This window comes from Psychrobacter sp. Rd 27.2 (genome assembly GCF_001921755.1).
Taxonomy (GTDB): Bacteria; Pseudomonadota; Gammaproteobacteria; order Pseudomonadales; family Moraxellaceae; genus Psychrobacter; species Psychrobacter celer.
Genome location: NZ_MRYB01000001.1, coordinates 233,815 through 253,758 on the forward strand (window position 1 = coordinate 233,815; position 19,944 = coordinate 253,758).

The following is a 19,944-nucleotide window of genomic DNA, read 5'->3' on the forward strand; positions in this document are numbered from 1 at the left end:
GGTGACATATGAACACAAACAAACCGCCACACACATCAGTGCCGCCTGATTCTGTAAATAGCCACGCGCCGCGACAGCGCAGCTTGGTGCCTAAAGGTATTACTATTGGTCTTGCTGTATTTGCGCTTGTACTCAGCTTAGCCGGTTATGGCTTTCGGCTGATGCTCGGTGAAGATGTAGAGACGGTGCTGCGCCATGCAGCGGTCATCGTCCCAGCCTTTGTGCTGGGCATCCCGCTGTTTTTTTGGCTGGGTTCGCGCCTGCTCAACAAAGTCAAAGGCATGCATATCGAAACTCGCAATGCCTTAACGCTTGGCTGGCTGACCGCGTGCGTGGCCATGCTGTGGCTGATGGGGACTTATAGTTAAGTTGTTATGTGCCTCGCTATACTGCATAAACTAAAGGGTTTTGCGTATCGTGCATATCAAATACCCTGTTATGAGGACAGGTTAGTGTGTATGAGCGCAATTCAACCTTTTGTGACTGCTTACTTTTTATTCATAAATACGTCACGCTGTTTGGGCGTGACTGGACGCTTGCATGTCAAAACCTTCTGATAAAATCTTCGATCTTATTTTTCCCAAAGACTTACCCAACAGTTTGTTTATTATCCTGATAGTGGCTTGTCTGCTGCTTGGGCTGTCATCCTTACGTCATGGCACCGACTTGCAAGGCTGGCTCAATGTCATCGAAAACTGGCTACTGATGCTGCTGATATTTCCTACGGCGACAGCGACTGTTGCCTTGCCATTTAAATACCGTGACCCATCGCTTGAGCTCAAGCTCATGTATTATCTGGGTATGTTTGTCGCTTTCTTATTTACCTTAGCAAAACTGCGCTACTGGCGCTGATCGGCGCATGTGCGAGCGCAAATACTTGACACAAGAGCGGACTCTAGAATAGAAGACTTACGTGACAGCCCTTGAATTTCAGGGCCAAAGCGTCCATTGTATGCATAAGACAGTTTTACCCGTATTACTTAGCGTAATCACGTGGCCAGACGCGACGTATTTTGCCAGTACTTCATCACGGGACAATAAGGAACACATGAATGCCATACGACATCGATATCGATAATGAGATAGAAGTAGATAACGAGAATAGCGATCAATTCGCAGGATTTGGAAGAGAAACCACGCTTGAGCTGGTAGAGGCCGATGATGGGCGACTGCTATTACGTGATGCTGAGCAAAATGAAGCACCGCTCATGACCATTGATTTTTCTGAAAAGCTCAAAGACATCCTCGGCAGTGATACGCAGGCGATAGGTCAGCATATGATTCATGCTGCCATTCAGGTAATCATGCAAAAACAAATGAGCCAGTGGCACGCCCATGTCTATGACAAAGAGCCGGCACACTATAGCTAGCTAGCCGATGTACTATAGACAGATAGTCAGCTGAAAACCTACGGCCAAAGCGCCATGCGAGTGACAATAGAAAAAAGTAGCAGATAAAACAGACAAAAAAAGGGCTTATCAATCGATAAGCCCTTTTTTGTATTCAAATAATCAGCATTGCCGTATTATTTGATTTTTGCTTCTTTAAAGATCACGTGCTGGCGGACTTTAGGATCATATTTTTTGATCTCCATTTTGCCAGGCATCGTGCGCTTGTTTTTGGTCGTGGTGTAATAATAGCCAGTACCAGCAGTCGATACTAATTTGATTTTATCTCTCATGATAGCTTTCCTTTAGATGGTGGTGATAAGCGCGTGGCTTAAACTTTTTGACCTTGTGCGCGCAAATCTGCTAACACTTTATCAATACCAACTTTGTCGATGATGCGCATACCTTTGGTAGACACACGTAGACGTACAAAACGGTTTTCTGACTCTACCCAAAAACGATGGTTGTGAAGGTTTGGTAGAAAGCGACGACGGGTTTTGTTGTTTGCGTGCGAAACATTATTACCCACCATAGGGCGCTTTCCAGTCACTTGGCAAACTCGAGACATGGCGAACTCCTAATCTATGAGGCATGAGGGATTCTCATACCAGTCTGGGCAAGTTGCGCGTTTTTGCGGCATGGACACAGCAAGCGGCAGCTTTGCACCAAACAAAACTATATGAAGGTTGAGCTGATATGACTGTTACTAAAGGCAAATAACAGACCCACCAATTCAGAAAATTTTAAAGCCGACATTTATACCATAAAACAGATGAATACTCAAATATTTTTATGATTATCGTCGGTCTAAAGGGTAACTATTATACCCTGAAATGAGCCGTCTATGTTGTTGATTATTTAATAGTAAAGATTCATTTTTTAGTTGTAAGTTATAACAAAAGTCAGTAAAGTTGCTGTTATATATTTAATACAATCTGTTAATACAACCAACCTTACTGTAATTCTATGTATCATTATCAGTCTGTCATGATTCTAGACAATGATATTTTGCTTATTTGCGCGAATAAATTACTGCCGATGCGGAGTTCCAAATATGTCTCATAGTTCACGTCCACTTTCTTCTAAGTTGTTTCAACTGACAGCGCTAACTTTAGCACTCACATTGGCTGGCTGTGGCGGCGGTGATGGTACAGATGTGGTTGCACCAACGCCTGATATTGGTCTGATTCCAGTTACCCCTGACGATCAAAATCCAGGCTCAGGCGAACAAGAGGAATCAAGTACTAAAGTAAGTGAAATATATATCCTGTCTAACTATGACAGTATCAACGTCAATATGGATAAAGACACCTCTATCAAAGTAGAGGCGTTGGTACTAGATGATAAAAATGGTGTAGTAGAAAATAAAACGGTGACGTTTGAGATTACTGATCCGAAAGCTACAGGGTTATTTAGCACCTCTAATTCTAGAGTAATTACTGATGAAAAAGGCAGAGCTATCATTGAGTTACAACCAGTAAATAGATTGACAGAAGCTCAAAAGGATTTTTTGATAAAAAATGGTTTAACAGTTAAGGCCAGTGTCGATGGTGTCGAACAGTCAGTTACACTTCTTGGAAAAGAAAGCGGCGATAATACCCAAAAAGACAATGCTTATGATGTCTTTATCTCATCCGATAAAACTGAGTTGTTAACTGGTTCGGATACAGCGACAGTAAACATTAGAGTCACCGATAAAAAAGGTGGTGTCGTGGCAGGTGTTCCAGTTATTCTGGGTATTACAGATGCGGCGTTGTACGGCTTATCACTCAATAGTCCTTCTAAGCGAGTCACTGACGAGCAGGGATTAGTGAGTGTTGAGTTGATACAAAATAGAGTAAATGTTGATGCTCAATTAAATCACGAAAGTCTGTTAACAGTCGTGGTTGATGATGAAGAAAATAGTATCGTTGAGCAAGGCTTTCCTATTATAGTGTCAGGCACTCGTGCAAGTAACGTGGTGTCTTCTAAGAACATCGTCAGCACTGGCGAGAATTTCTCAGTATCTGGGCAGCTTTTAGATGGTGCAGCAAAGTCTATTAATCGTGCAGATGTAGTTTTATATAATAACAATATCGAAGTAGGCACTGCTACTACTGATGATAAAGGTGGGTTTAGATTTGACTTAAACGCAGCCAACCTAGAAGTGTCGTCTGATGATAGCTATGTATTTGATATTGAAGTCAAAGGGACTGAAAGTACTCAGCGTATCTCTAATATATTGACGGTAGGCTCTGCTGTTAGCTCAAGCATGAACTTTGTACAGATCACTGATATTGTGGTTGGCGTTAGAAAGAAAATTACTCTGAATGTGCCAGATGGCAGCAACGGTGATGATGTTGTTCTCTCAACCAATAAAGGCAGGATCTTCAGTAGTATGGATGAGGCTGAAAACCTTGGTAGCTCTCGCCGTGTATTAAAGGTTATGAACAAAAAAATCGAGTTTTTTGTGAAGTCAGATGTACCTGATAGCGCTACTATAACTGCCACACATAAGCGTACAGGACAACCAAATAATACCAAAGAAACTGTGCTGAGCTTTGTGTCAGTTAGCCCCACTAAGCTACTGCTACAAACTGAGCGTTCGGTACTGAGTGTTGGTGGCTCCACTGAGGTGATTGCTCGTGTATTAGATAATGATGATGCACCAGTGAAAAACGCGATCGTGCAGTTTACAACGATCAAAGATGCCTCTGGTGGTAGCTTGGGACAAGGGGTTGCTTATACCAATAGTAGTGGCGTGGCGAGAGTCGTTTATAATGCAGGACAGAACCCTACCAAGACAGATGGTGTCATCATCGAAGCAGAAGTACGATTGATTGAATTACCAAATGGTACAGAACAGGCGGTTAGTGTCAGACCGACAGAAACCAAACTTTCAGTACAGACTAAATCAACATTTATCAGTTTTGCCTTTGCCGATAAAATAACTGCAGGTGAGCGAGAGGTTTATTACTTCCAAAAAGGCTCAATCAGCGTACTAAACAGCACAGGTAAGCCAGCTATTAACCAGCCAGTATCCATTAATTTGAATCCTGATACTTACCTTAAAGGTAGGTTTATCGTCGTGAAAGATATAGATGATGAGAAAAGCTGGGTTCAAACGCCCCCTTACACTTGCCAAAATGAAGATAACAATAATAACGGTATCTTAGACCCAGGTGAAGATGTTAACGGTAATGGACAGTTAGATCCTATCAACGTTGCAGCAGTGCTCGATAAAGACGGTAATGAGGTGAACTCTAGCCAAAACTTTAACTTTATTACTGATCAGTTTGGTAAAGTTGATTTCTCAATACGTTATCCAAAAGAGTATGCACAGTGGTATAAAGCAAAAGTTACCGTCAATACAAGCGTCGATGGCAGTGAGTCACAGCAGTCTCGTGCGATTGGTTTCCCCGTATTAGTAGATGATGTGGATATTAATGAGCCATTACGTCCAAACTGGGTTAGTCCATTTGGTACTGGAGCCTGTACGAGTCGCAACTAAGCTGTTTTTATACTTATATAAGACTAAATGACTAATCCAACCCCCCCCAACCCTGCGTTGGGGGTTTTTGCATTTATAATCTTAATAACCAAATACAAGCAACTCAATCAGCAAAGTTTTGCAAAAACGATTAGAATAGTTGGTTTCCTATACTTTTATTAGATTTCTGCTATCAGCATGACCATGTAAAGCTGATAGCTTTGTTTTTTGAATTGGGCGCATTATGCTAAGTAAAACAACACCAAGTAACACCACCTCAAGCAACAATGCAGCTGTATCCGCACCAGCTGTGTCATTGCCAAGTACATCAGCAAAATCTTCGCAAACGACAGCGGCTATCGATACGGCGACGCTACTCATTAAGTGCCGTGACCAAGCGGGCATCGTCCAAGCGGTATCTGAGTTTATCCATCGCTATGGCGCGAACATCATTACCTTGGATCAGTATTCCACCGCGCATGAGGGCGGGCAGTACTTTATGCGTTTAGAGTTTGCTTTGGCAGGCTTGAGCGAAATTATGGATAACTTTGAGGCCAGTTTTGCGCATACGGTTGCTAAGCGCCACAACATGACGTGGCGGCTACACAACAATGCCATCAAGACCAAGGTCGGTATCTTGGTGTCAAAGTTCGATCATGCGTTATTGGACTTGCTATGGCGTCATCAGCGCGGCTTGCTCGATTGCGATATTACTTGTGTGGTCAGCAATCATCCAGACCTGCGCCAAGCGGTAGAAAACTTTGGCATCACTTTCCATCATGTACCGGTGACGAAGGACAACAAAGCAGATGCCGAAGAGCAGATTCATACGCTGATGGCAGGCAATGACTTATTGGTATTGGCGCGTTATATGCAGATATTGTCGTCCGATTTTGTCAAACGCTGGCCGATGCAGGTGATTAATATTCATCACTCATTCTTGCCAGCGTTTGTCGGTGCCGACCCTTATCGTCAGGCTTATGACAAAGGTGTCAAACTTATCGGCGCAACAGCGCACTATGTCACCGCCGAGCTCGATCAAGGGCCTATCATTGAGCAAGATGTACACCGCGTCACCCATCGTCAGGGTGTGGCGGAGCTGCGCGCTATTGGCCGTGATATCGAGCGCAATGTCTTGGCACGTGCAGTCAACTGGCATGTACAAAACCGCGTGATTGTGGCGGGTAATAAAACTGTGGTGTTTAATTAAGGTACTTAATTAAATAGTGCTGAAATCACTGTAAGTTAGTAAAAAGGCCGCCAGTCATCTTCTATCACGACTGGCGGTCTTTTTATGTTTGCTGCTTGAAAATACCAATTATATAGTCGATTCTAAATAAAACAGATACATTATATGTCAACGTGGAACTGGTATAAATTTTCCTTGCGTGCTGTGCCTGCGCCGACAGAGGCTGCGTAAAATTTATCCCAGTCCCACTGTATCGTTTTTATACTGAACTCACTATAGCAGCATCTCTAATACAAACTTGCTACCAACAAAGCCAATAGCCAGCAGGATAAACGCATAAATGGTGATGTTGGCCGCACGTTTGCCGCGCCAGCCTGCGCGCCAATGACCGAGTAATAAGCCACCAAACAACAACCAAGACAGCAGGCTAAACACGGTTTTGTGGACGATATGCTGCGCCATCAAGTCCTGTACGTAAATAAAGCCAATCCCCAGCGCGATACTAAGCAAGACAAAGCCAACTAAGAGCATATCAAACAACAAGCTCTCCATACTTTGTAGAGATGGCAGTTTATTAACCCAAAATCGGTGGATGGTTTTGTGCTTAAGCTCACGGATTTGCAGCCGTAAAAACAGCGCCTGCACCGCCGCCATCAGCAGCACACAATAGGCCGCCAGCGACAGTAAAATATGGGTCTCAAGCCCGAGGCTGATATCGGTAATGGGCTGATAGGGGGCACGGCCGACATAGCCGATGGTCATGCCTGCCAGCGCGGTCGGCGCTGCCAAGATGCCAAGACTGACAATCGGGCGATACAGGCTAAACAGCACATAAAAACACAAGAAAAATAAGCTGATCAGGCTGATGACGTTAAATAAATTAAAGTTTAGGCCATATAACGTCACCACAGATGGATAAAGTAGCGCGGCATGCGCGGCCATCCCGATCAGCAATAAGCCTAGACTGCGGCCTTTGTAGATAGGTTTATCAGCAATCAGCGCCCAACCGATGTAAACGCTGACCGCTATATAAGTCAGGCTAGCAAGTAAGAATGCAAAGTGCACAGATATAAAACCTCATCTCATACTGAGCGCAACATGACCGCTCAATGTATCACCAAAGTGGTATTATCGGAATGATTAGAATAATCCTCCAATTTATCATAAAATGGGTGGCAATTGAGTACCATCTTACTTATTCTTGATAAATGCTTGGTGGCCGCATTATCCGCAGCAAGAGGGTTTAAACCTCTGCAAAACGACCATAAGTACCGTATCGTCTTAATGGTATAGTAAGGATTATCTGCTGTTTTTTTGTGGCCATCTCATAAGGGCTTGTGCTAAGAGCGTCCCTTAATATGTTCAGACACCCTGATATTATTGATAAATCGGTTAACTGGTTTACTAAGCGCTGATTTAACGAACAACTATTTTAACTGTATTATTTTAACTGAGAGTTATTTATGTTTGATACCTTAACAGAACGCTTATCGTCGAGCCTACGTAATATCGTAGGATCTGGACAACTGACTGAAGACAATATCAAAGACACGCTGCGCGAAGTGCGTATGGCATTACTAGAAGCCGACGTGGCGCTACCTGTCACCCGAGACTTTGTCAAACGTGTCAAAGAGCAGGCGCTAGGGGCAGAGGTGCTAAAAGAGCTGGCACCGGGCCAAGCCTTTGTCAAAATCGTCCATGACGAGCTGACCGAGATGATGGGCAGTGCCAACCAAACGCTTGAGATGACGGGCAAACCGCCGGTTGTCTATCTATTAGCAGGCTTACAAGGGGCGGGTAAAACCACCACGGCAGGTAAGCTTGCCAAGTACTTACAAGAGCGGCAAAAGAAAAAAGTCATGCTGGTCTCAGCGGACGTCTATCGTCCAGCCGCGATTAAGCAACTTGAGCAAGTGGCCGGTCAGGTCAATGCCAAGTTTGTCAACTCAAGCACGGATGAAAACCCGATAGATATCGCCCGCCGCGCTATCGAAGAAGCAAAAATCCAATACCAAGATATCTTGATCATCGATACCGCGGGTCGTTTGCACATTGACGACACCATGATGGATGAGATCAAAGCATTAACGGCTGCGGTCAATCCATCTGAGACGTTGTTTGTCGTCGATGCGATGACGGGTCAAGATGCCGCCAACACTGCCAAAGCCTTTAATGATGCGCTACCGCTAACAGGCGTTATCCTCACCAAGACCGATGGTGATGCGCGCGGCGGTGCGGCGTTGTCTGTACGTGCCATCACAGGCAAGCCGATTAAGTTTTTGGGTCGCGGCGAAAAGCTGGACGCCTTAGAACTCTTTCATCCTGAGCGTATCGCCCAGCGTATCCTCGGTATGGGTGACGTACTGAGTCTGGTCGAAGAGGTCGAACAAAAAATCGACCGTGATAAAGCCGAAAAAATGGCGAAAAAGATACAAAAGGGCGGCGATTTTGACCTTGAGGATCTGTTGACCCAATTTCAGCAAATGAAGAGCATGGGCGGCATGGCAGGCTTTTTGGACAAGATGCCAGGTATGGGCGGCTCAGACATGCAAAAAGCGGTCGAGGATGCCAAACCTGAAGAAAAAGTACGTGAAATGGAGGCGTTGATTAACTCTATGACGCCGTTTGAGCGTAAAAACCCAGATAAGATCAACCCAAGCCGCAAGCGCCGTATTGCTGCAGGCTCTGGGCGCGAGATTCAAGACGTCAACCGCTTACTAAAGCAGCACAAACAAATGGCAAAGATGATGAAAATGATCTCAAAGCCAGAAGGTATCAGTAAAATGATGAAGTCGATGCAAGGCTTGATGGGCGGCGGCGGATCTGGCGGCGGTCCACTGTTTGGCGGTGGTCAGCAAGGCGGCGCTAAAGATGTGAATCCTGCACAGATGGCAAAGCAAATGGGGCTGGATCCAAACAACATGCCGAGCACCGAAGAGATGCAAAAGCAGATGCAAGAGCTACAAAACCAAGCGCCCAAAAAGTTCAAAACGCGCTTTTAAGCCTTGATTGGCGGTCATGGTCGTCAGTATGGTCGTCAGTATTATAAATACGGCAGGTATAACGACCATCAAAGAGACCTCAAAGCTGTGACGGCTTTGGGGTCTTTTATATTTGCCAAGCGCGAGTTGGTACTGATAAAGAAAGTATGAAAAACGTAGAAATTCATAAAACTTGCCTATCCTAAATGCTATGATAGGCGCTGATTTATTAGGGCATAAGTTTATGCCGAGCGACAAAATTGAGGTTGTGATGTTTTTAGCAATGGATACCGTGTTTGATCAGTGTTCGATCGCCGTTTTAGATGCCAGTGGACAGGTATTGTCCGCTCATACAGAGAGCGGCAAACGTCAGCAAACCCAGCAAATCTTGCCGATGATTGATGCCGCCTTGTTGGAGGCCAATCTAAAGCTTGCAGATATACACGCATTAATATTTAACCGTGGCCCTGGCGCGTTTAGCGGCATACGTATCAATACCGCCGTGGTGCAAGCGTTGTCTGTGGCGCATGATCTGCCTTGCGTTGGTGTCTCAAGCCTGCAGGCCATTGCCCAATGCGCGTATCAGCAGTATGGCGTGACAGAGGTTTATAGCGCCCTTGATGCGCGGATGCAGCAAGTATATTTTGGTCACTATAAGATAAAGCAGACCGAAGAGACAGCCGCCATTATGCAGCCAGTGTCGACGGCTGATGATGAAAGCACAGAGCAGCTGCTCGATTATGACAGTCAGACGACGCTGAATTTACCTATCGCTGGTAATGGCTCAGTATTACTCAAACCACAAGACGGTCAGGTGTGTCATGATGATGTCTGGCCGGACGCCGTGGTGATAGGGCAGATTGGTATCGCCCAATTTATGCATACTGGCGGTACCGATGCGGCACATGCGCTACCAAAGTATCTGCGCAACCAAGCATGGAAAACCCTCAAAGAGCAAGGCAAGGCCTAACTGCGGCCAGCCGTATAGACGATAACAACATCGCAAAAATTATACTCAGTCACCTGTCAATCTGGGTTTAGGAATACCACCGTGGATATCATTTTATTAATTCAAGCTGTCATCATGGGTATCGTTGAAGGTATCACTGAGTTTTTGCCCATCTCTAGTACCGGCTATATGATTTTGTCAGCCGATGTCATGGGGTTTTGGAGCAAAGACAAAGTTGATTTGTTTGTGGTGGTGGTGCAGCTTGGTGCGATTTTGGCGGTCATTTACGACTACTGGGGGCGGCTCTGGCAAGCGTTTATGGGTCTGCTGACTGGCAAGGCCGCTGGCATGAGCAACCCACGGCAGCTGGGGCTGAGTCTGATTGTCGCCACTATTCCGGTGATGCTGGTGGGCTTTACTTTTGCCGATGAGATTAAGACTTATCTGTTTAATCCGATCACAGTCGCTATCATGCTTATCATCGGTGGTCTGCTGATTTTTTATGTCGAAAAACGCCCTAAGACCGTCATTGCATGTGAGGCCGAAGACGTCAGTCTAAAGACAGCGCTGATGATAGGGTTGTTTCAATGTCTGGCTCTCATTCCGGGAACCTCTCGCTCAGGGGCGACCATCATTGGTGCGCTGTGGCTTGGCGTCTCGCGCAAGGCTTCGGCTGAGTTTTCATTCTTTTTGGGGATTCCGGTCATTGTGGGTGCTGCATTATTAGACTTGCTCAAACACGGTGATGTATTGAGCAGTCGCGAAGACTGGCTGGTATTGGGCGTAGGCACAGTGGTGTCATTTATCGTCGCGCTGCTTTGTATTCGCTGGCTGGTAGCATGGGTCAGTCGCCGTGATTTTACGATTTTTGCATGGCTACGGATTATCACTGGAGTCATCGTACTGTTGGCGTCTTGGTTATTTGGTTATCAAATGGCAGGCTAAATGGGGGCGATGATTTGTGGTTATATAAGTAATAAATAGAGAGAGATAGTCATGAGCGCGCCGCAACCAGCAGCTAACCCTCCTAATGTGCAAAGTTACTGTCACCTGTTTTATATCAGCGATAGCCAGCAAGCACAGATTGAGCGCTTGCAAGCCTTGATAGTACAGCACCAGCTGACCATTGTCTTACATACTGAGCGATTGCACGATAAGCTCACTCAAAAACGTCGCCAGCAGTTAAGCCAAACCTCCAGCGTACCTATTTTAGTATTGGATCAAAAAGACAAGCTATCATGGCTAAGTGATGGGTTAAGTGTTGCACCAGAATGGGATAAATTGCAGCGCCGCGTGGTAAGCGCTGGGCGTAAGTCTGAGCTATTGCTGCAAGCAGCGAAGGTCACAGCGGACAGCCGTGTGATTGATGCCACCGCAGGCTTTGGTCATGACAGTTTGATATTGGCCAGCACCGGCGCACAAGTTACCATGCTCGAGCAGCAGCCGTTGATGGCATTGCTATTGTTGGTAGAGCAGCAGCGGATGAGTGCACAGCCCAATTGGCAAAAGCTGATGAGCCGTCTGCAAATTATCAACACTGATGCGCTCAGCTACTTTGCAACCTTACAAGCTGATATAACAAATGAGACTAAAGCCGTCGATGTGGTCTATCTAGATCCGATGTTTCCAGAAGACAGCTACCAAGACAGCAAGACTGGCAAAGGTGCTAAAGTTGGCAAGCATATGCAAGCGCTGCACCAGTTAGCAAGCCCGCCGACACTGGACGAAGAGCGCCAGCTGCTACAACATGCGCAAGCTATCGTTGGAGATAGTGACAAACAAGGCCGCGTGGTGGTAAAGCGTCCACAGCTTGCCTCAGCACTTGCCAATCAACCACCCAATGAGAGTTGGCATAACGAAGCGGTGCGCTTTGATGGTTATTTTGTGTGATAGACGTTTATTATTAGGATGAATGGACTCAATTAATCCGCTTGAGTGTTTAGAGTTAATGGATATAGGAGCCGGAATGTCAGCGTTAGTCATATGGATCATGGGAGCAGGGTTATTATTGATAAATATCATACTGCGTACTCGGCTGCTTCGGCTGGAAGCATCACTTAAAGCACTCAGAGGTCCACAAGAGTGTTTGAGTTATCTGCATAATCAAGCTAAAACAACGCAAAATAATAAAGTGGCTGCTATCAAAGCGCTGCGAAAAAAATATCCTGAGTTGTCGCTGATCGAAGCCAATAAATTATGGCAGCAGATCCAGTAATCTTATCCGAGCATATAAGCTGGTTACCTAACTTTTTATTGATGATAATTAAATTACCATGACATTTTCAGACAAACTACATGCCTACCTGCAGTTGACCCGTTTTGATAAACCAGTCGGTATAGAGCTGCTACTCTGGCCGACGCTGTGGGGCGTGATGCTGGCGGCGATGGGTAAGGCGCAGCAGCAAGGGGCGACGGCAGGTTTGCCCAGCCTAAAAGTATTTGTATTATTTGCCCTCGGGGCGATTTTTATGCGGGCGGCAGGCTGTGCGATTAATGACTTTGCCGATCGTAAGGTCGACGGTCATGTGTCTCGTACCAAAGGCCGACCATTAGCAGATGGTCGCTTGTCTGCCAAAGAAGCCATCGCAGCTTTTGTGATACTTGTCTTACTCAGTGCCAGCTTATTGTTTTTTTTGCCTATCGCAGTGTTTTATTGGTCGTTAGGGGCAGTCATATTGGCCTTTATTTACCCCTTTATGAAGCGCTATACCCATTTGCCGCAAGTGTTTTTGGCTGCCGCGTTTGGCTGGGCGATACCGATGGCGTATGTCGCGATACAAGGCGCGCCTGATATCTGGTGTTGGCTGTTGTTTATCGCTTATATGTGCTGGACGGTAGCATATGATACCCAGTATGCCATGGCGGATCGTGAGGATGATTTAAAGATTGGGGTTAAATCCACAGCGATACTCTTTGGCCGCTATGATGTCGTTATCATCTCGCTACTACAGATGCTATTTTTGCTCATTATGGGCGTGGTGATGTGGCACTACTTTGCGCCGACGTCGCTTGGCATAACGCCAGTATTTGGACTAGCGTTGGTGGCGATGATGTTTGCTAAGCAAAACAGCGCCTGTGCCACGCGTCGTGCAATGTCTTGCTTTCAGGCGTTTTTGGCCAATATCTGGGTCGGGCGCTGTGTCTTTGCACTTATCGCAGTTGCGTGTCTATGGACGACTTTTAATGGATAAATTTAAGAAGCTATCAAAGTCAAAAGCGAGAAAGCGGGCCAATCCCAATGGTCCAAGCGTCGATTATCAAGCCAAGCTTGCTGAACATGGACTGACGCGCGCGCAGGTCATCGCCACCGAGCGTAAACTGGCCAAATTTGCCAACACCGTGGACTCATTGGTGCGGGTGCCATTTACCAAGCAAGGCATGGGCGCTGATGCCGCGCTGTCAACCATTCCGCTGGCAGGGGATTTGGCGGGGCTGGCGTTGACCAGCTATGCCTTTATATTAGGTCGTCAGCTAGGCGTACCGGCACATAAGATGACGCCTGCAGTGAGACTGGCACTGATCGATATGGTGGTCGGTATCGTCCCTGGTATCGGCACATTGCTGGATATCTTTATACGTCCCAGCCGCAAGACTTTGGGAATCGTCCATGAGCATCTACATAATGAGTATGGCATCACCGAAACCATGCATATGGATCGGCCGTTTTTACATCAATCATTAGAAGACAAGCAGCAGCAAAGTCGCTTTTGGCGTAATCCTATTGTGGCTTGGGTGTATCTGCATATCCCAGACATCATCGGCCTTATCGTCATCGCGATGATCGCGTGGGGGCTGTGGGCGCTTATTAGTTGGCTGGTCGAGGTATTTGGCAAGACAACGGGTTTTGGCTAAAAATAAGCAATAAAAAAGGCGGCAAACGTTATGGTCGTGTGCCGCCTTTTTTATTGCTTAAAATATTCTTTTGAAGAGGCTTAAGGCATTTGACTTTTAATAAGTTGCCAGTTGGTAATTTACTCAGTGATGACTTCAGCATCAGCGCTGATGGCTTCAAAGCTTTTGACTTTATCGTTTTTAATCAGGTCGATACTGCCGCCACCTGCATGACTGACCAATTGAACATCACCATCGCTTGAGCGATACGTTGGGTTATTGCCTTGGCCTTCTGGGGCGCTTAGGGTCATCGTTGATTTATTGGGCAAGGTGACAATGGCATTGAGTACGCCCGCCGCCGAGGTCTCAAAAGTGACAGATAATGACTCACCAGCTGCGCTTATATAACGCACGTCGGTGATTTGCGCGCCTTTAATGGCTTGCTCTGGGTTTGGGGTAGGCGGCGTATCGGGTGTATCGGAGGCAGCCGGCGCTGCACCGTCAAGATCGCTTTCTAATTCCGTTAGGCTAACGTCATGGTCGGTCGCTGTTATTGGCTCAATCTGAGTGTGCGCCGTGTGTGCCTCATCGCTACCAGCATGATCGGTATCAGTATTTGTGGTCGCTACTGGTTGGGTGCGGATCTCAGTTTGAGTATCGTCAGTGGGCGCGGGCGTTTCTTGACAAGCTGCTAGTTGCAGGCTGAGCACGGCAGCAGGCAACAAAAGATAAAGGCGCCGCGCCTTTTGAGACATGGCACTTGAAGGGATGGCTCTTAGAAAGCTCGTCAATGTGGGGGCTAGGGTCGTCATAAGGCGCTGCTTGTCTAGTAAGATAGCGATATTTAAGCACAGTAAACCAATAGGAACAATCCACGACCACGCCAACGGTATTTTATAGGGTAAATAGTGGTTTTCTTTGTGATGGTATTTTCTTTAAACTAGGGTGTGTCCTCAATTCAATCGATAGCCATCTAAATGGGCGAAATCTGGCCAAACGGTGTCAAATAGCTGACGAATATCTCGATATTATCTGCGCTATTTTCCTTGTTTGACGGCGATTTATCTCATTTTTATCACCATTTTCAAAATGAGGACACGCCCTAGTCTTAGTCTGCAAGCGGCGTCTGCAAGCGCGTGCGGTTCGGTGATAGGCGTGATTGCATCGCTGCCGACAACGGTGCAAACGAGCCGAGCATCATATCTGCCAAGGCCTCAGCACATATGGGGGCTAATGCATAGCCTTTTGCGCCCATTGCGCTCATTGTCCAAAGCCGCTTACTATCTACCAACAGCCCAACCATTGGATGATAATCAGGCGTTTGCGTGCGAATGCCTGCACGTCCCCGCCATAGAGCGGTATCTGTTGGAATCACTGCTGCCATCTCAGGAATGGCAGTGACGAGCTTGTCACGGCTAATCTGATGCTCTTCATCACGAATATCGGTGCCTGTGTCATTACGCACAAAGCTTGCGCCTAACAATAAATACTGTTCGCCTTCTACCACATTATTCAACCTACCATCACCAACTTGCCCGCTAAATGAGGTGCAATAGCCGCTATATTTAAGCGGTATTTTAGGTAGTTTTGCGAGTTGTTCGGCTGTAGGTGTAAACCACGAAAGCTGACCACGGATTTTCCGACAATCAAAAATACGCTGATCTAATTGATGGCTTTCATAAGCGGCGCAAATCACCACGTTATCGGCATCAAGAGAGACGATACTATCATCCTGATCATTACCTTTAATCGTAGCGGTTTGCGCCGTCTCGCTAATATCGTAAACGTCTATTTGTTGAAAACGGATGAGCGGATGCGTCAGGATGGTGTTTTTTAAGGCGTGCGGATTGACCAAGCCAGACTGTGGTAAATATAAGTTTTCTGTTAAGTCTTGCATGGTTAGTCCGCTGATGCTTTGTGCCTGCGCATGTGGTAGCGTGGTGGCCATCTCATCCGGATAATCTGCAATTTGCTCGGTGCCGATATTGGCTTTTATCAGCAAATCGAGCGCGCCTGTCGGCTCAAGCACTGGCGCTAGCTGCTGCGTAGCCTTGTCATTGAGCGTTCGATATAGTCTGCTACTATAGAGATAGCCGATAGTATGCAGATGCTCGTCGACATGATGGATGGGCGTCATTTTGGGCGCGAGTAGGGCGCGCGGATTGCCTGACGCCCCTGCCAACGGTGCCGTTTTATCCAGCAAGGTCACCTGGATGCCGCGATTGGCCAGCGTCCATGCCATCATCAGCCCTGAGATACCAGCACCAATGACGATACTATGGCCATTATCTATAGCTTGGTGGTCAGCCGCTCGATTATCAGTGTGTTCATACGTCTCATCGCTTACTGGCGCTGGCATGATGGCAGTGAGCATCTCACGCTTGCGGCCAAAGCCTTTGACTTTTTTGATCTCAAAGCCGCAGTCTTTTAGCGCGCGTTTGACGATACCGGCGCAGCTATAAGTAGCCGCGGTCGTGCTGGGAGACGATAGCCGCTGTATCTGTGCAAAGATATTTTCAGCCCATAAGGTGCTGTTGCAAGACGGCGCAAATCCGTCCAGATACCAAGCATCGATAGCAGGCGCTGGCGTTAGGTGCGTCCCTGATGCCAATTTCGTCAAGCTGTCAGCGGCATCGCCCAACCATATATCGACCGTTAAGTTGTCATCAAAAAAACGCAAGCGATGACAGCCTGCGATGAGCGGCGGATAGGCGGCCAAAAACTGCTCAATCAGCTCGGCCAGCTCAGGCGCACGCTGTGTCCATAAGGCTAAAATTTTAGTAAGATCGGCGTGCGCGATCGGGAATTTTTCTGTGGTAATAAAATGCAGCTTCGCTGTGGCTAAGTGCGGATGCCTGTCACGCAGCGCACGCCAGAGCTGCCACGTTGCCAATAAATTTAGCCCCGTGCCAAGCCCCAACTCCGCGATGCTAAAGCATTGCATTGGCGCAAGGTTTGCCAAGCGCTCGGCGAGTTGATTGTGCGCCAAAAACACATAACGCGACTCTGCGAGACCATCGGCATGGGAAAAATACACATCACCAAACTCACCAGATACCGGTACTTTATTACCCGTGTCATCCATTTGCCAGTCGATTTTGGCAGGGCGGATGGCAGAAGGCTGTGGTGAGTGACTGTTTGACGACTGCGTATCTGGCTGGCTATTTGGCTGTTTATCTGGCAAGGAGGCAGATGTACGGCTGTTTTTTGGGGCGGCGTTAGACATAAATGGTCACATCAGACAAAGCAAAAAGACGATAAATAAAACTACCAGCGCTCACGGCGGACAAACACAAGCCACGAGATAAAAATACCCACAAGCAAGCTGATCAAAACCGTAAAAGCGCCATATAAAAACAACTGGCCCTTACTCTCATATATCAAGACATTGACTTGGGTTTGTAAGTCATTCACTTGCCGCTGCAATTGGGCATTGCGGCTAAGGAGCTGCTGATTGGCATCGGAGAGCGCTTGACTGGACGGCTGCAACTGCGCGGCCAAGGAGTTATTGATATCAAGGCTGGCGTTGGTACCCGCTGCACCTGCTGCGGCTTGCTCTACCAAAGGGGCGGCAGTGCTGGCAGCCGTATCGGTGACGCTCGGTGCTGCATAAGCAGACTGCGCGGCCAGCGCCATGACCAACAACACTCTAGCAAGCGCAGACGTAGGGCCAAGCGTATTTATTACAGAGGGGTATCGGCTCACGGTTTGGTCACTTGTGCAGCGCCGTTACCAGATTTTGGCAACGTATGAATAAAAGGTCTGATATCGACATGGCTATAGACGCCATCACGTAGGTAGGGCTCGTCGTTTGCCCACGCCTGCGCCGCCTCGATAGAGTCAAAGTCAGCGATGATTAGGCTACCTGACATTGCCTCCAAACCGTGTTCGATAGGGGTGGGGCCTGCGATAATTAGGCGGTTTTCTTGGTCGAGTGCCTGCAGACGGGCGACGTGCTCAGCGCGGGTAAGTTGACGCTGCGCGCGGCTATCGGCTACGTCATGACCGATGATGGCAAATAAGGACATGAGACTTCCTCATAAAATAAACAGTAAATAAAAGGGGTGAATGTTCAACAAGCCCTAACCACATAAGCTGATAAAAAATCGCGAGTATCGATACAAATGTGCCAAGATGGCATCATGATGGTCGCGATTGGCATTTAGCTGGCGCTGCAAATTATTATAAAATCATAGAAATCATAATGCGCGCGACTTTGCTACTTTGCCGACTTATCCGTCAATGCTGGATTGAGATGCTTTTTTAGTACTGCAAACTGAGCGACGACAAACACCAACATAATTGGAATCCAGCCATAAGTTTTAAAGTTGATCCAGGCTTCATCTGACATCATAAACGCTGTGATATAATGCAAGATGCCCATAAAGGCAAAAAACAACCCCCACGCGACAGTCAGTTTTTTCCAGCCGCTCATCGTCAGTGAAAAGACATCTTTCATGGCCAGCTGCATCAAGGGTTTATTGATCGCAGCACTGACAATCAGCGTCAAGGCAAAGATGCCGTTGATGATTGGTGACTTCCAGCGTAGATAGACATCATCACGCAGCAATAACGTGCCACCACAGAACAAAATGGTCAATAACAAAACGACCCATTGCTGTTTATCAAATTTGCCTTTTTGCCGAATGAAGTGAATGGCATAAACAAGGATGGTGGCGATCAGTAGCGCACCCGCCGCCGCCAAGATACCACTGTAACGAGCAGCGATAAAAAAGGCAATTAAAGGAATAAAGTCTAATAAGGCTTTCATAGCAAGTGGGATGTCCAACAAAAACGTATGGGGTAGTTTACACGTCTACTGCGGCAAAAAAAAGCAAACAACGCGATAATCATACGATATCACAAGCCTGCGCGCCAATAGTCAGTGCGGCTGATCAGTCGTGCTACTGCTATATCGAAAGGGTTGTTGCTGACGCACGGGCGCGCCGAGTTATTACTGACTTTTTATACTTTTATATACTATTAAAGCTAAGGCTTATTTTATGAAATTTGATTTACATTGTCACAGTACCTGCTCTGATGGTACTTATGCACCGACCGAAGTGGTGCAACGTGCCCACGCAGCTGGCGTCAATGTATTGGCACTGACCGATCATGATACGCTGGCGGGGATTGATGAGGCGCGGGTAGCGGCGACGGCCTGCGGTATGCAGCTGATTAATGGGGTTGAGATTAGCTGTGAGCATACGCTCAGCGGCGGCTATGGCAAAAACAAATCAAGCAAAAAAATCATCCATGTGCTGGGGCTGGATTTTATTGACCGAGATAAAATGCACGCAACTTTGCAGCAATTACAAGACAGCCGCGCCAGTCGCGGTCAGAAAATCACTGAGAAGCTTAGTGAGTTATTAAGTCTCGATTATGAGGAGCTGTGGCAAGCTGTACTGGGTAAAGCCGGTGGCAACCCGCAAGGGGTCGGACGCGCCCATATCGGTCAGGTATTGTTTGAACGCGGCGATGTCAAAACGGTACAAAAGGCCTTTGATAAATATCTGGCGGATAATAAACCTGCCTATGTGGCAATCGATGCGCTGAGTATGGCTGAGGGTATCGAGCTAATACATGCGTGTGGCGGCAAGGCTGTATTGGCGCATCCGACGCGTTATCATCTATCAGCCACGCGGGTGCGTAAGCTGATCGAAGAGTTTGCTGGGCTGGGCGGTGATGGTTGTGAGCTGCCTGCCACCAGTGAGCCTATCAGCACCCGCCGCATGGTCGATCGTAGTATCGCTGCCAACAATTTGGTGGCCTCGGTTGGTAGTGACTTTCATGGTAGCAATATGCCGTGGCGGCGCTTGGGCGACGTTCCTGCATTGACACCTGACCAACAAGGCGTCTGGCAGTCGTTTACCACGCTTGGCTAACGGCTCATATACATTTGTCTAGAAGCGCGCTGCTGCCGCTTATTTGGTTACATTTTGAGGTGAGCGTTTGTCTAATAAATAGCCAAAACAGATTGAAACCTCAGACAAATCTTGCCACACTTAAGTGGTGGCCAGCGTTTGTACGATGGGTAGGATGTTTATCTTTTACCCATGCAGTTATCTGAGCTTATCTTTAATAGACGCTTATTTTTATATAGCAATTGTAGTAGTTGGTTGCTTTCACTCATGTTA

21 protein-coding genes are annotated in these 19,944 nt (G+C 47.0%); 13 read left to right on the forward strand and 8 right to left on the reverse strand.

All coding sequences use genetic code 11. The annotated features are described in order from the left end of the window. Nucleotides 1-8: 8 nt before the first annotated feature. From BTV99_RS00980 to BTV99_RS00990, 3 genes are all read left to right on the forward strand, one after another. The gene (locus BTV99_RS00980; protein ID WP_075100484.1) at nt 9-368 is read left to right on the forward strand and encodes a hypothetical protein; all 360 of its coding nucleotides are present in this window, start codon (nt 9-11) and stop codon (nt 366-368) included. A 172-nt stretch (nt 369-540) separates the two neighbouring features. Next, entirely contained in the window at nt 541-852 is a 312-nt protein-coding gene (locus BTV99_RS00985; RefSeq protein ID WP_075100485.1) for a hypothetical protein, read from the forward strand. A gap of 200 nt (nt 853-1,052) precedes the next feature. Next, nucleotides 1,053-1,370, forward strand: coding sequence for a hypothetical protein (locus tag BTV99_RS00990; protein ID WP_075100486.1), 318 nt, complete (start codon nt 1,053-1,055; stop codon nt 1,368-1,370). A gap of 155 nt (nt 1,371-1,525) precedes the next feature. Here BTV99_RS00990 and rpmG read toward each other — a convergent pair whose 3' ends face one another. Beyond that, on the reverse strand, nt 1,526-1,681 hold the full coding sequence (rpmG, locus tag BTV99_RS00995) for a 50S ribosomal protein L33 (protein WP_075100487.1): 156 nt from the start codon (nt 1,679-1,681) through the stop codon (nt 1,526-1,528). Nucleotides 1,682-1,719: 38 nt separating this feature from the next. After that, nucleotides 1,720-1,956 carry a 50S ribosomal protein L28 gene (rpmB, locus tag BTV99_RS01000; RefSeq protein WP_075100488.1) on the reverse strand — a complete coding sequence of 79 codons (237 nt, stop codon included), beginning with the start codon at nt 1,954-1,956 and terminating at the stop codon, nt 1,720-1,722. Nucleotides 1,957-2,442: 486 nt separating this feature from the next. Between rpmB and BTV99_RS01005 the strand changes: the two genes are divergently transcribed. Beyond that, nucleotides 2,443-4,878 (forward strand): Ig-like domain-containing protein, encoded by a 2,436-nt coding sequence (locus BTV99_RS01005; protein ID WP_143507015.1) that lies wholly within the window; start codon nt 2,443-2,445, stop codon nt 4,876-4,878. A gap of 223 nt (nt 4,879-5,101) precedes the next feature. Further along, a complete protein-coding gene (purU, locus tag BTV99_RS01010) occupies nt 5,102-6,067 on the forward strand; it encodes a formyltetrahydrofolate deformylase (protein WP_256713696.1) in 966 nt (321 codons plus the stop codon). Nucleotides 6,068-6,319: 252 nt separating this feature from the next. On the opposite strand, the gene BTV99_RS01015 is transcribed toward purU, so the two are convergent. After that, nucleotides 6,320-7,111, reverse strand: coding sequence for an inner membrane protein YpjD (locus BTV99_RS01015; RefSeq protein WP_075100490.1), 792 nt, complete (start codon nt 7,109-7,111; stop codon nt 6,320-6,322). 398 nt (nt 7,112-7,509) lie between these two features. Between BTV99_RS01015 and ffh the strand changes: the two genes are divergently transcribed. The 7 genes from ffh (at nt 7,510) to BTV99_RS01050 (ending at nt 13,828) form a co-directional block, all read left to right on the forward strand. Then, nucleotides 7,510-9,048: a signal recognition particle protein gene (ffh, locus tag BTV99_RS01020; protein ID WP_075100491.1), complete on the forward strand. Its 1,539-nt coding sequence runs from the start codon at nt 7,510-7,512 to the stop codon at nt 9,046-9,048. A 250-nt stretch (nt 9,049-9,298) separates the two neighbouring features. Next, entirely contained in the window at nt 9,299-9,997 is a 699-nt protein-coding gene (gene tsaB, locus BTV99_RS01025; protein WP_075100746.1) for a tRNA (adenosine(37)-N6)-threonylcarbamoyltransferase complex dimerization subunit type 1 TsaB, read from the forward strand. Between the two features lie 81 nt (nt 9,998-10,078). Continuing rightward, entirely contained in the window at nt 10,079-10,921 is an 843-nt protein-coding gene (locus BTV99_RS01030) for an undecaprenyl-diphosphate phosphatase (protein WP_075100492.1), read from the forward strand. Nucleotides 10,922-10,972: 51 nt separating this feature from the next. Further along, a complete protein-coding gene (locus BTV99_RS01035) occupies nt 10,973-11,866 on the forward strand; it encodes a class I SAM-dependent methyltransferase (protein WP_075100493.1) in 894 nt (297 codons plus the stop codon). Nucleotides 11,867-11,942: 76 nt separating this feature from the next. Continuing rightward, nucleotides 11,943-12,191, forward strand: coding sequence for a hypothetical protein (locus tag BTV99_RS01040; protein ID WP_075100494.1), 249 nt, complete (start codon nt 11,943-11,945; stop codon nt 12,189-12,191). 58 nt (nt 12,192-12,249) lie between these two features. Then, complete coding sequence (ubiA, locus tag BTV99_RS01045) at nt 12,250-13,167, forward strand: 4-hydroxybenzoate octaprenyltransferase (RefSeq protein WP_075100495.1); 918 nt, start codon at nt 12,250-12,252, stop codon at nt 13,165-13,167. Then, the gene (locus BTV99_RS01050; RefSeq protein WP_075100496.1) at nt 13,160-13,828 is read left to right on the forward strand and encodes a DUF4112 domain-containing protein; all 669 of its coding nucleotides are present in this window, start codon (nt 13,160-13,162) and stop codon (nt 13,826-13,828) included. The genes ubiA and BTV99_RS01050 overlap by 8 nt, the downstream gene beginning before the upstream one ends. A gap of 119 nt (nt 13,829-13,947) precedes the next feature. Here BTV99_RS01050 and BTV99_RS01055 read toward each other — a convergent pair whose 3' ends face one another. The 5 genes from BTV99_RS01055 to ispZ all read right to left on the reverse strand — a co-directional run bounded on the left by BTV99_RS01055 (nt 13,948) and on the right by ispZ (nt 18,578). Continuing rightward, the gene (locus BTV99_RS01055; protein WP_256713697.1) at nt 13,948-14,619 is read right to left on the reverse strand and encodes a hypothetical protein; all 672 of its coding nucleotides are present in this window, start codon (nt 14,617-14,619) and stop codon (nt 13,948-13,950) included. A 296-nt stretch (nt 14,620-14,915) separates the two neighbouring features. Beyond that, nucleotides 14,916-16,892, reverse strand: a complete 1,977-nt coding sequence (mnmC, locus tag BTV99_RS01060) for an FAD-dependent 5-carboxymethylaminomethyl-2-thiouridine(34) oxidoreductase MnmC (RefSeq protein WP_256713708.1) — start codon at nt 16,890-16,892, stop codon at nt 14,916-14,918. Nucleotides 16,893-17,074: 182 nt separating this feature from the next. Next, entirely contained in the window at nt 17,075-17,512 is a 438-nt protein-coding gene (locus tag BTV99_RS01065) for a hypothetical protein (protein WP_075100498.1), read from the reverse strand. Then, on the reverse strand, nt 17,509-17,835 hold the full coding sequence (locus BTV99_RS01070; protein ID WP_075100499.1) for a YciI family protein: 327 nt from the start codon (nt 17,833-17,835) through the stop codon (nt 17,509-17,511). Before BTV99_RS01070 ends, BTV99_RS01065 begins: the two co-directional genes overlap by 4 nt. A 191-nt stretch (nt 17,836-18,026) precedes the next feature. Next, nucleotides 18,027-18,578: a septation protein IspZ gene (ispZ, locus tag BTV99_RS01075; RefSeq protein WP_075100500.1), complete on the reverse strand. Its 552-nt coding sequence runs from the start codon at nt 18,576-18,578 to the stop codon at nt 18,027-18,029. A 232-nt stretch (nt 18,579-18,810) separates the two neighbouring features. On the opposite strand from ispZ, the gene BTV99_RS01080 reads away from it, so the two are divergent. Next, nucleotides 18,811-19,692, forward strand: a complete 882-nt coding sequence (locus BTV99_RS01080; RefSeq protein ID WP_075100501.1) for a PHP domain-containing protein — start codon at nt 18,811-18,813, stop codon at nt 19,690-19,692. Nucleotides 19,693-19,944: the final 252 nt, after the last annotated feature.

What these genes read in the sequence shown, in the direction of transcription:
- BTV99_RS00980 (WP_075100484.1), top strand. Translation starts at nt 9, where the DNA reads ATGAACACAAACAAACCGCCACACACATCAGTGCCGCCTGATTCTGTA.
- BTV99_RS00985 (WP_075100485.1), top strand. Translation starts at nt 541, where the DNA reads ATGTCAAAACCTTCTGATAAAATCTTCGATCTTATTTTTCCCAAAGAC.
- BTV99_RS00990 (WP_075100486.1), top strand. Translation starts at nt 1,053, where the DNA reads ATGCCATACGACATCGATATCGATAATGAGATAGAAGTAGATAACGAG.
- rpmG (WP_075100487.1), bottom strand. Translation starts at nt 1,681, where the DNA reads ATGAGAGATAAAATCAAATTAGTATCGACTGCTGGTACTGGCTATTAT.
- rpmB (WP_075100488.1), bottom strand. Translation starts at nt 1,956, where the DNA reads ATGTCTCGAGTTTGCCAAGTGACTGGAAAGCGCCCTATGGTGGGTAAT.
- BTV99_RS01005 (WP_143507015.1), top strand. Translation starts at nt 2,443, where the DNA reads ATGTCTCATAGTTCACGTCCACTTTCTTCTAAGTTGTTTCAACTGACA.
- purU (WP_256713696.1), top strand. Translation starts at nt 5,102, where the DNA reads ATGCTAAGTAAAACAACACCAAGTAACACCACCTCAAGCAACAATGCA.
- ffh (WP_075100491.1), top strand. Translation starts at nt 7,510, where the DNA reads ATGTTTGATACCTTAACAGAACGCTTATCGTCGAGCCTACGTAATATC.
- tsaB (WP_075100746.1), top strand. Translation starts at nt 9,299, where the DNA reads ATGTTTTTAGCAATGGATACCGTGTTTGATCAGTGTTCGATCGCCGTT.
- BTV99_RS01035 (WP_075100493.1), top strand. Translation starts at nt 10,973, where the DNA reads ATGAGCGCGCCGCAACCAGCAGCTAACCCTCCTAATGTGCAAAGTTAC.
- BTV99_RS01040 (WP_075100494.1), top strand. Translation starts at nt 11,943, where the DNA reads ATGTCAGCGTTAGTCATATGGATCATGGGAGCAGGGTTATTATTGATA.
- ubiA (WP_075100495.1), top strand. Translation starts at nt 12,250, where the DNA reads ATGACATTTTCAGACAAACTACATGCCTACCTGCAGTTGACCCGTTTT.
- BTV99_RS01050 (WP_075100496.1), top strand. Translation starts at nt 13,160, where the DNA reads ATGGATAAATTTAAGAAGCTATCAAAGTCAAAAGCGAGAAAGCGGGCC.
- BTV99_RS01055 (WP_256713697.1), bottom strand. Translation starts at nt 14,619, where the DNA reads ATGACGACCCTAGCCCCCACATTGACGAGCTTTCTAAGAGCCATCCCT.
- mnmC (WP_256713708.1), bottom strand. Translation starts at nt 16,892, where the DNA reads ATGGATGACACGGGTAATAAAGTACCGGTATCTGGTGAGTTTGGTGAT.
- BTV99_RS01070 (WP_075100499.1), bottom strand. Translation starts at nt 17,835, where the DNA reads ATGTCCTTATTTGCCATCATCGGTCATGACGTAGCCGATAGCCGCGCG.
- ispZ (WP_075100500.1), bottom strand. Translation starts at nt 18,578, where the DNA reads ATGAAAGCCTTATTAGACTTTATTCCTTTAATTGCCTTTTTTATCGCT.
- BTV99_RS01080 (WP_075100501.1), top strand. Translation starts at nt 18,811, where the DNA reads ATGAAATTTGATTTACATTGTCACAGTACCTGCTCTGATGGTACTTAT.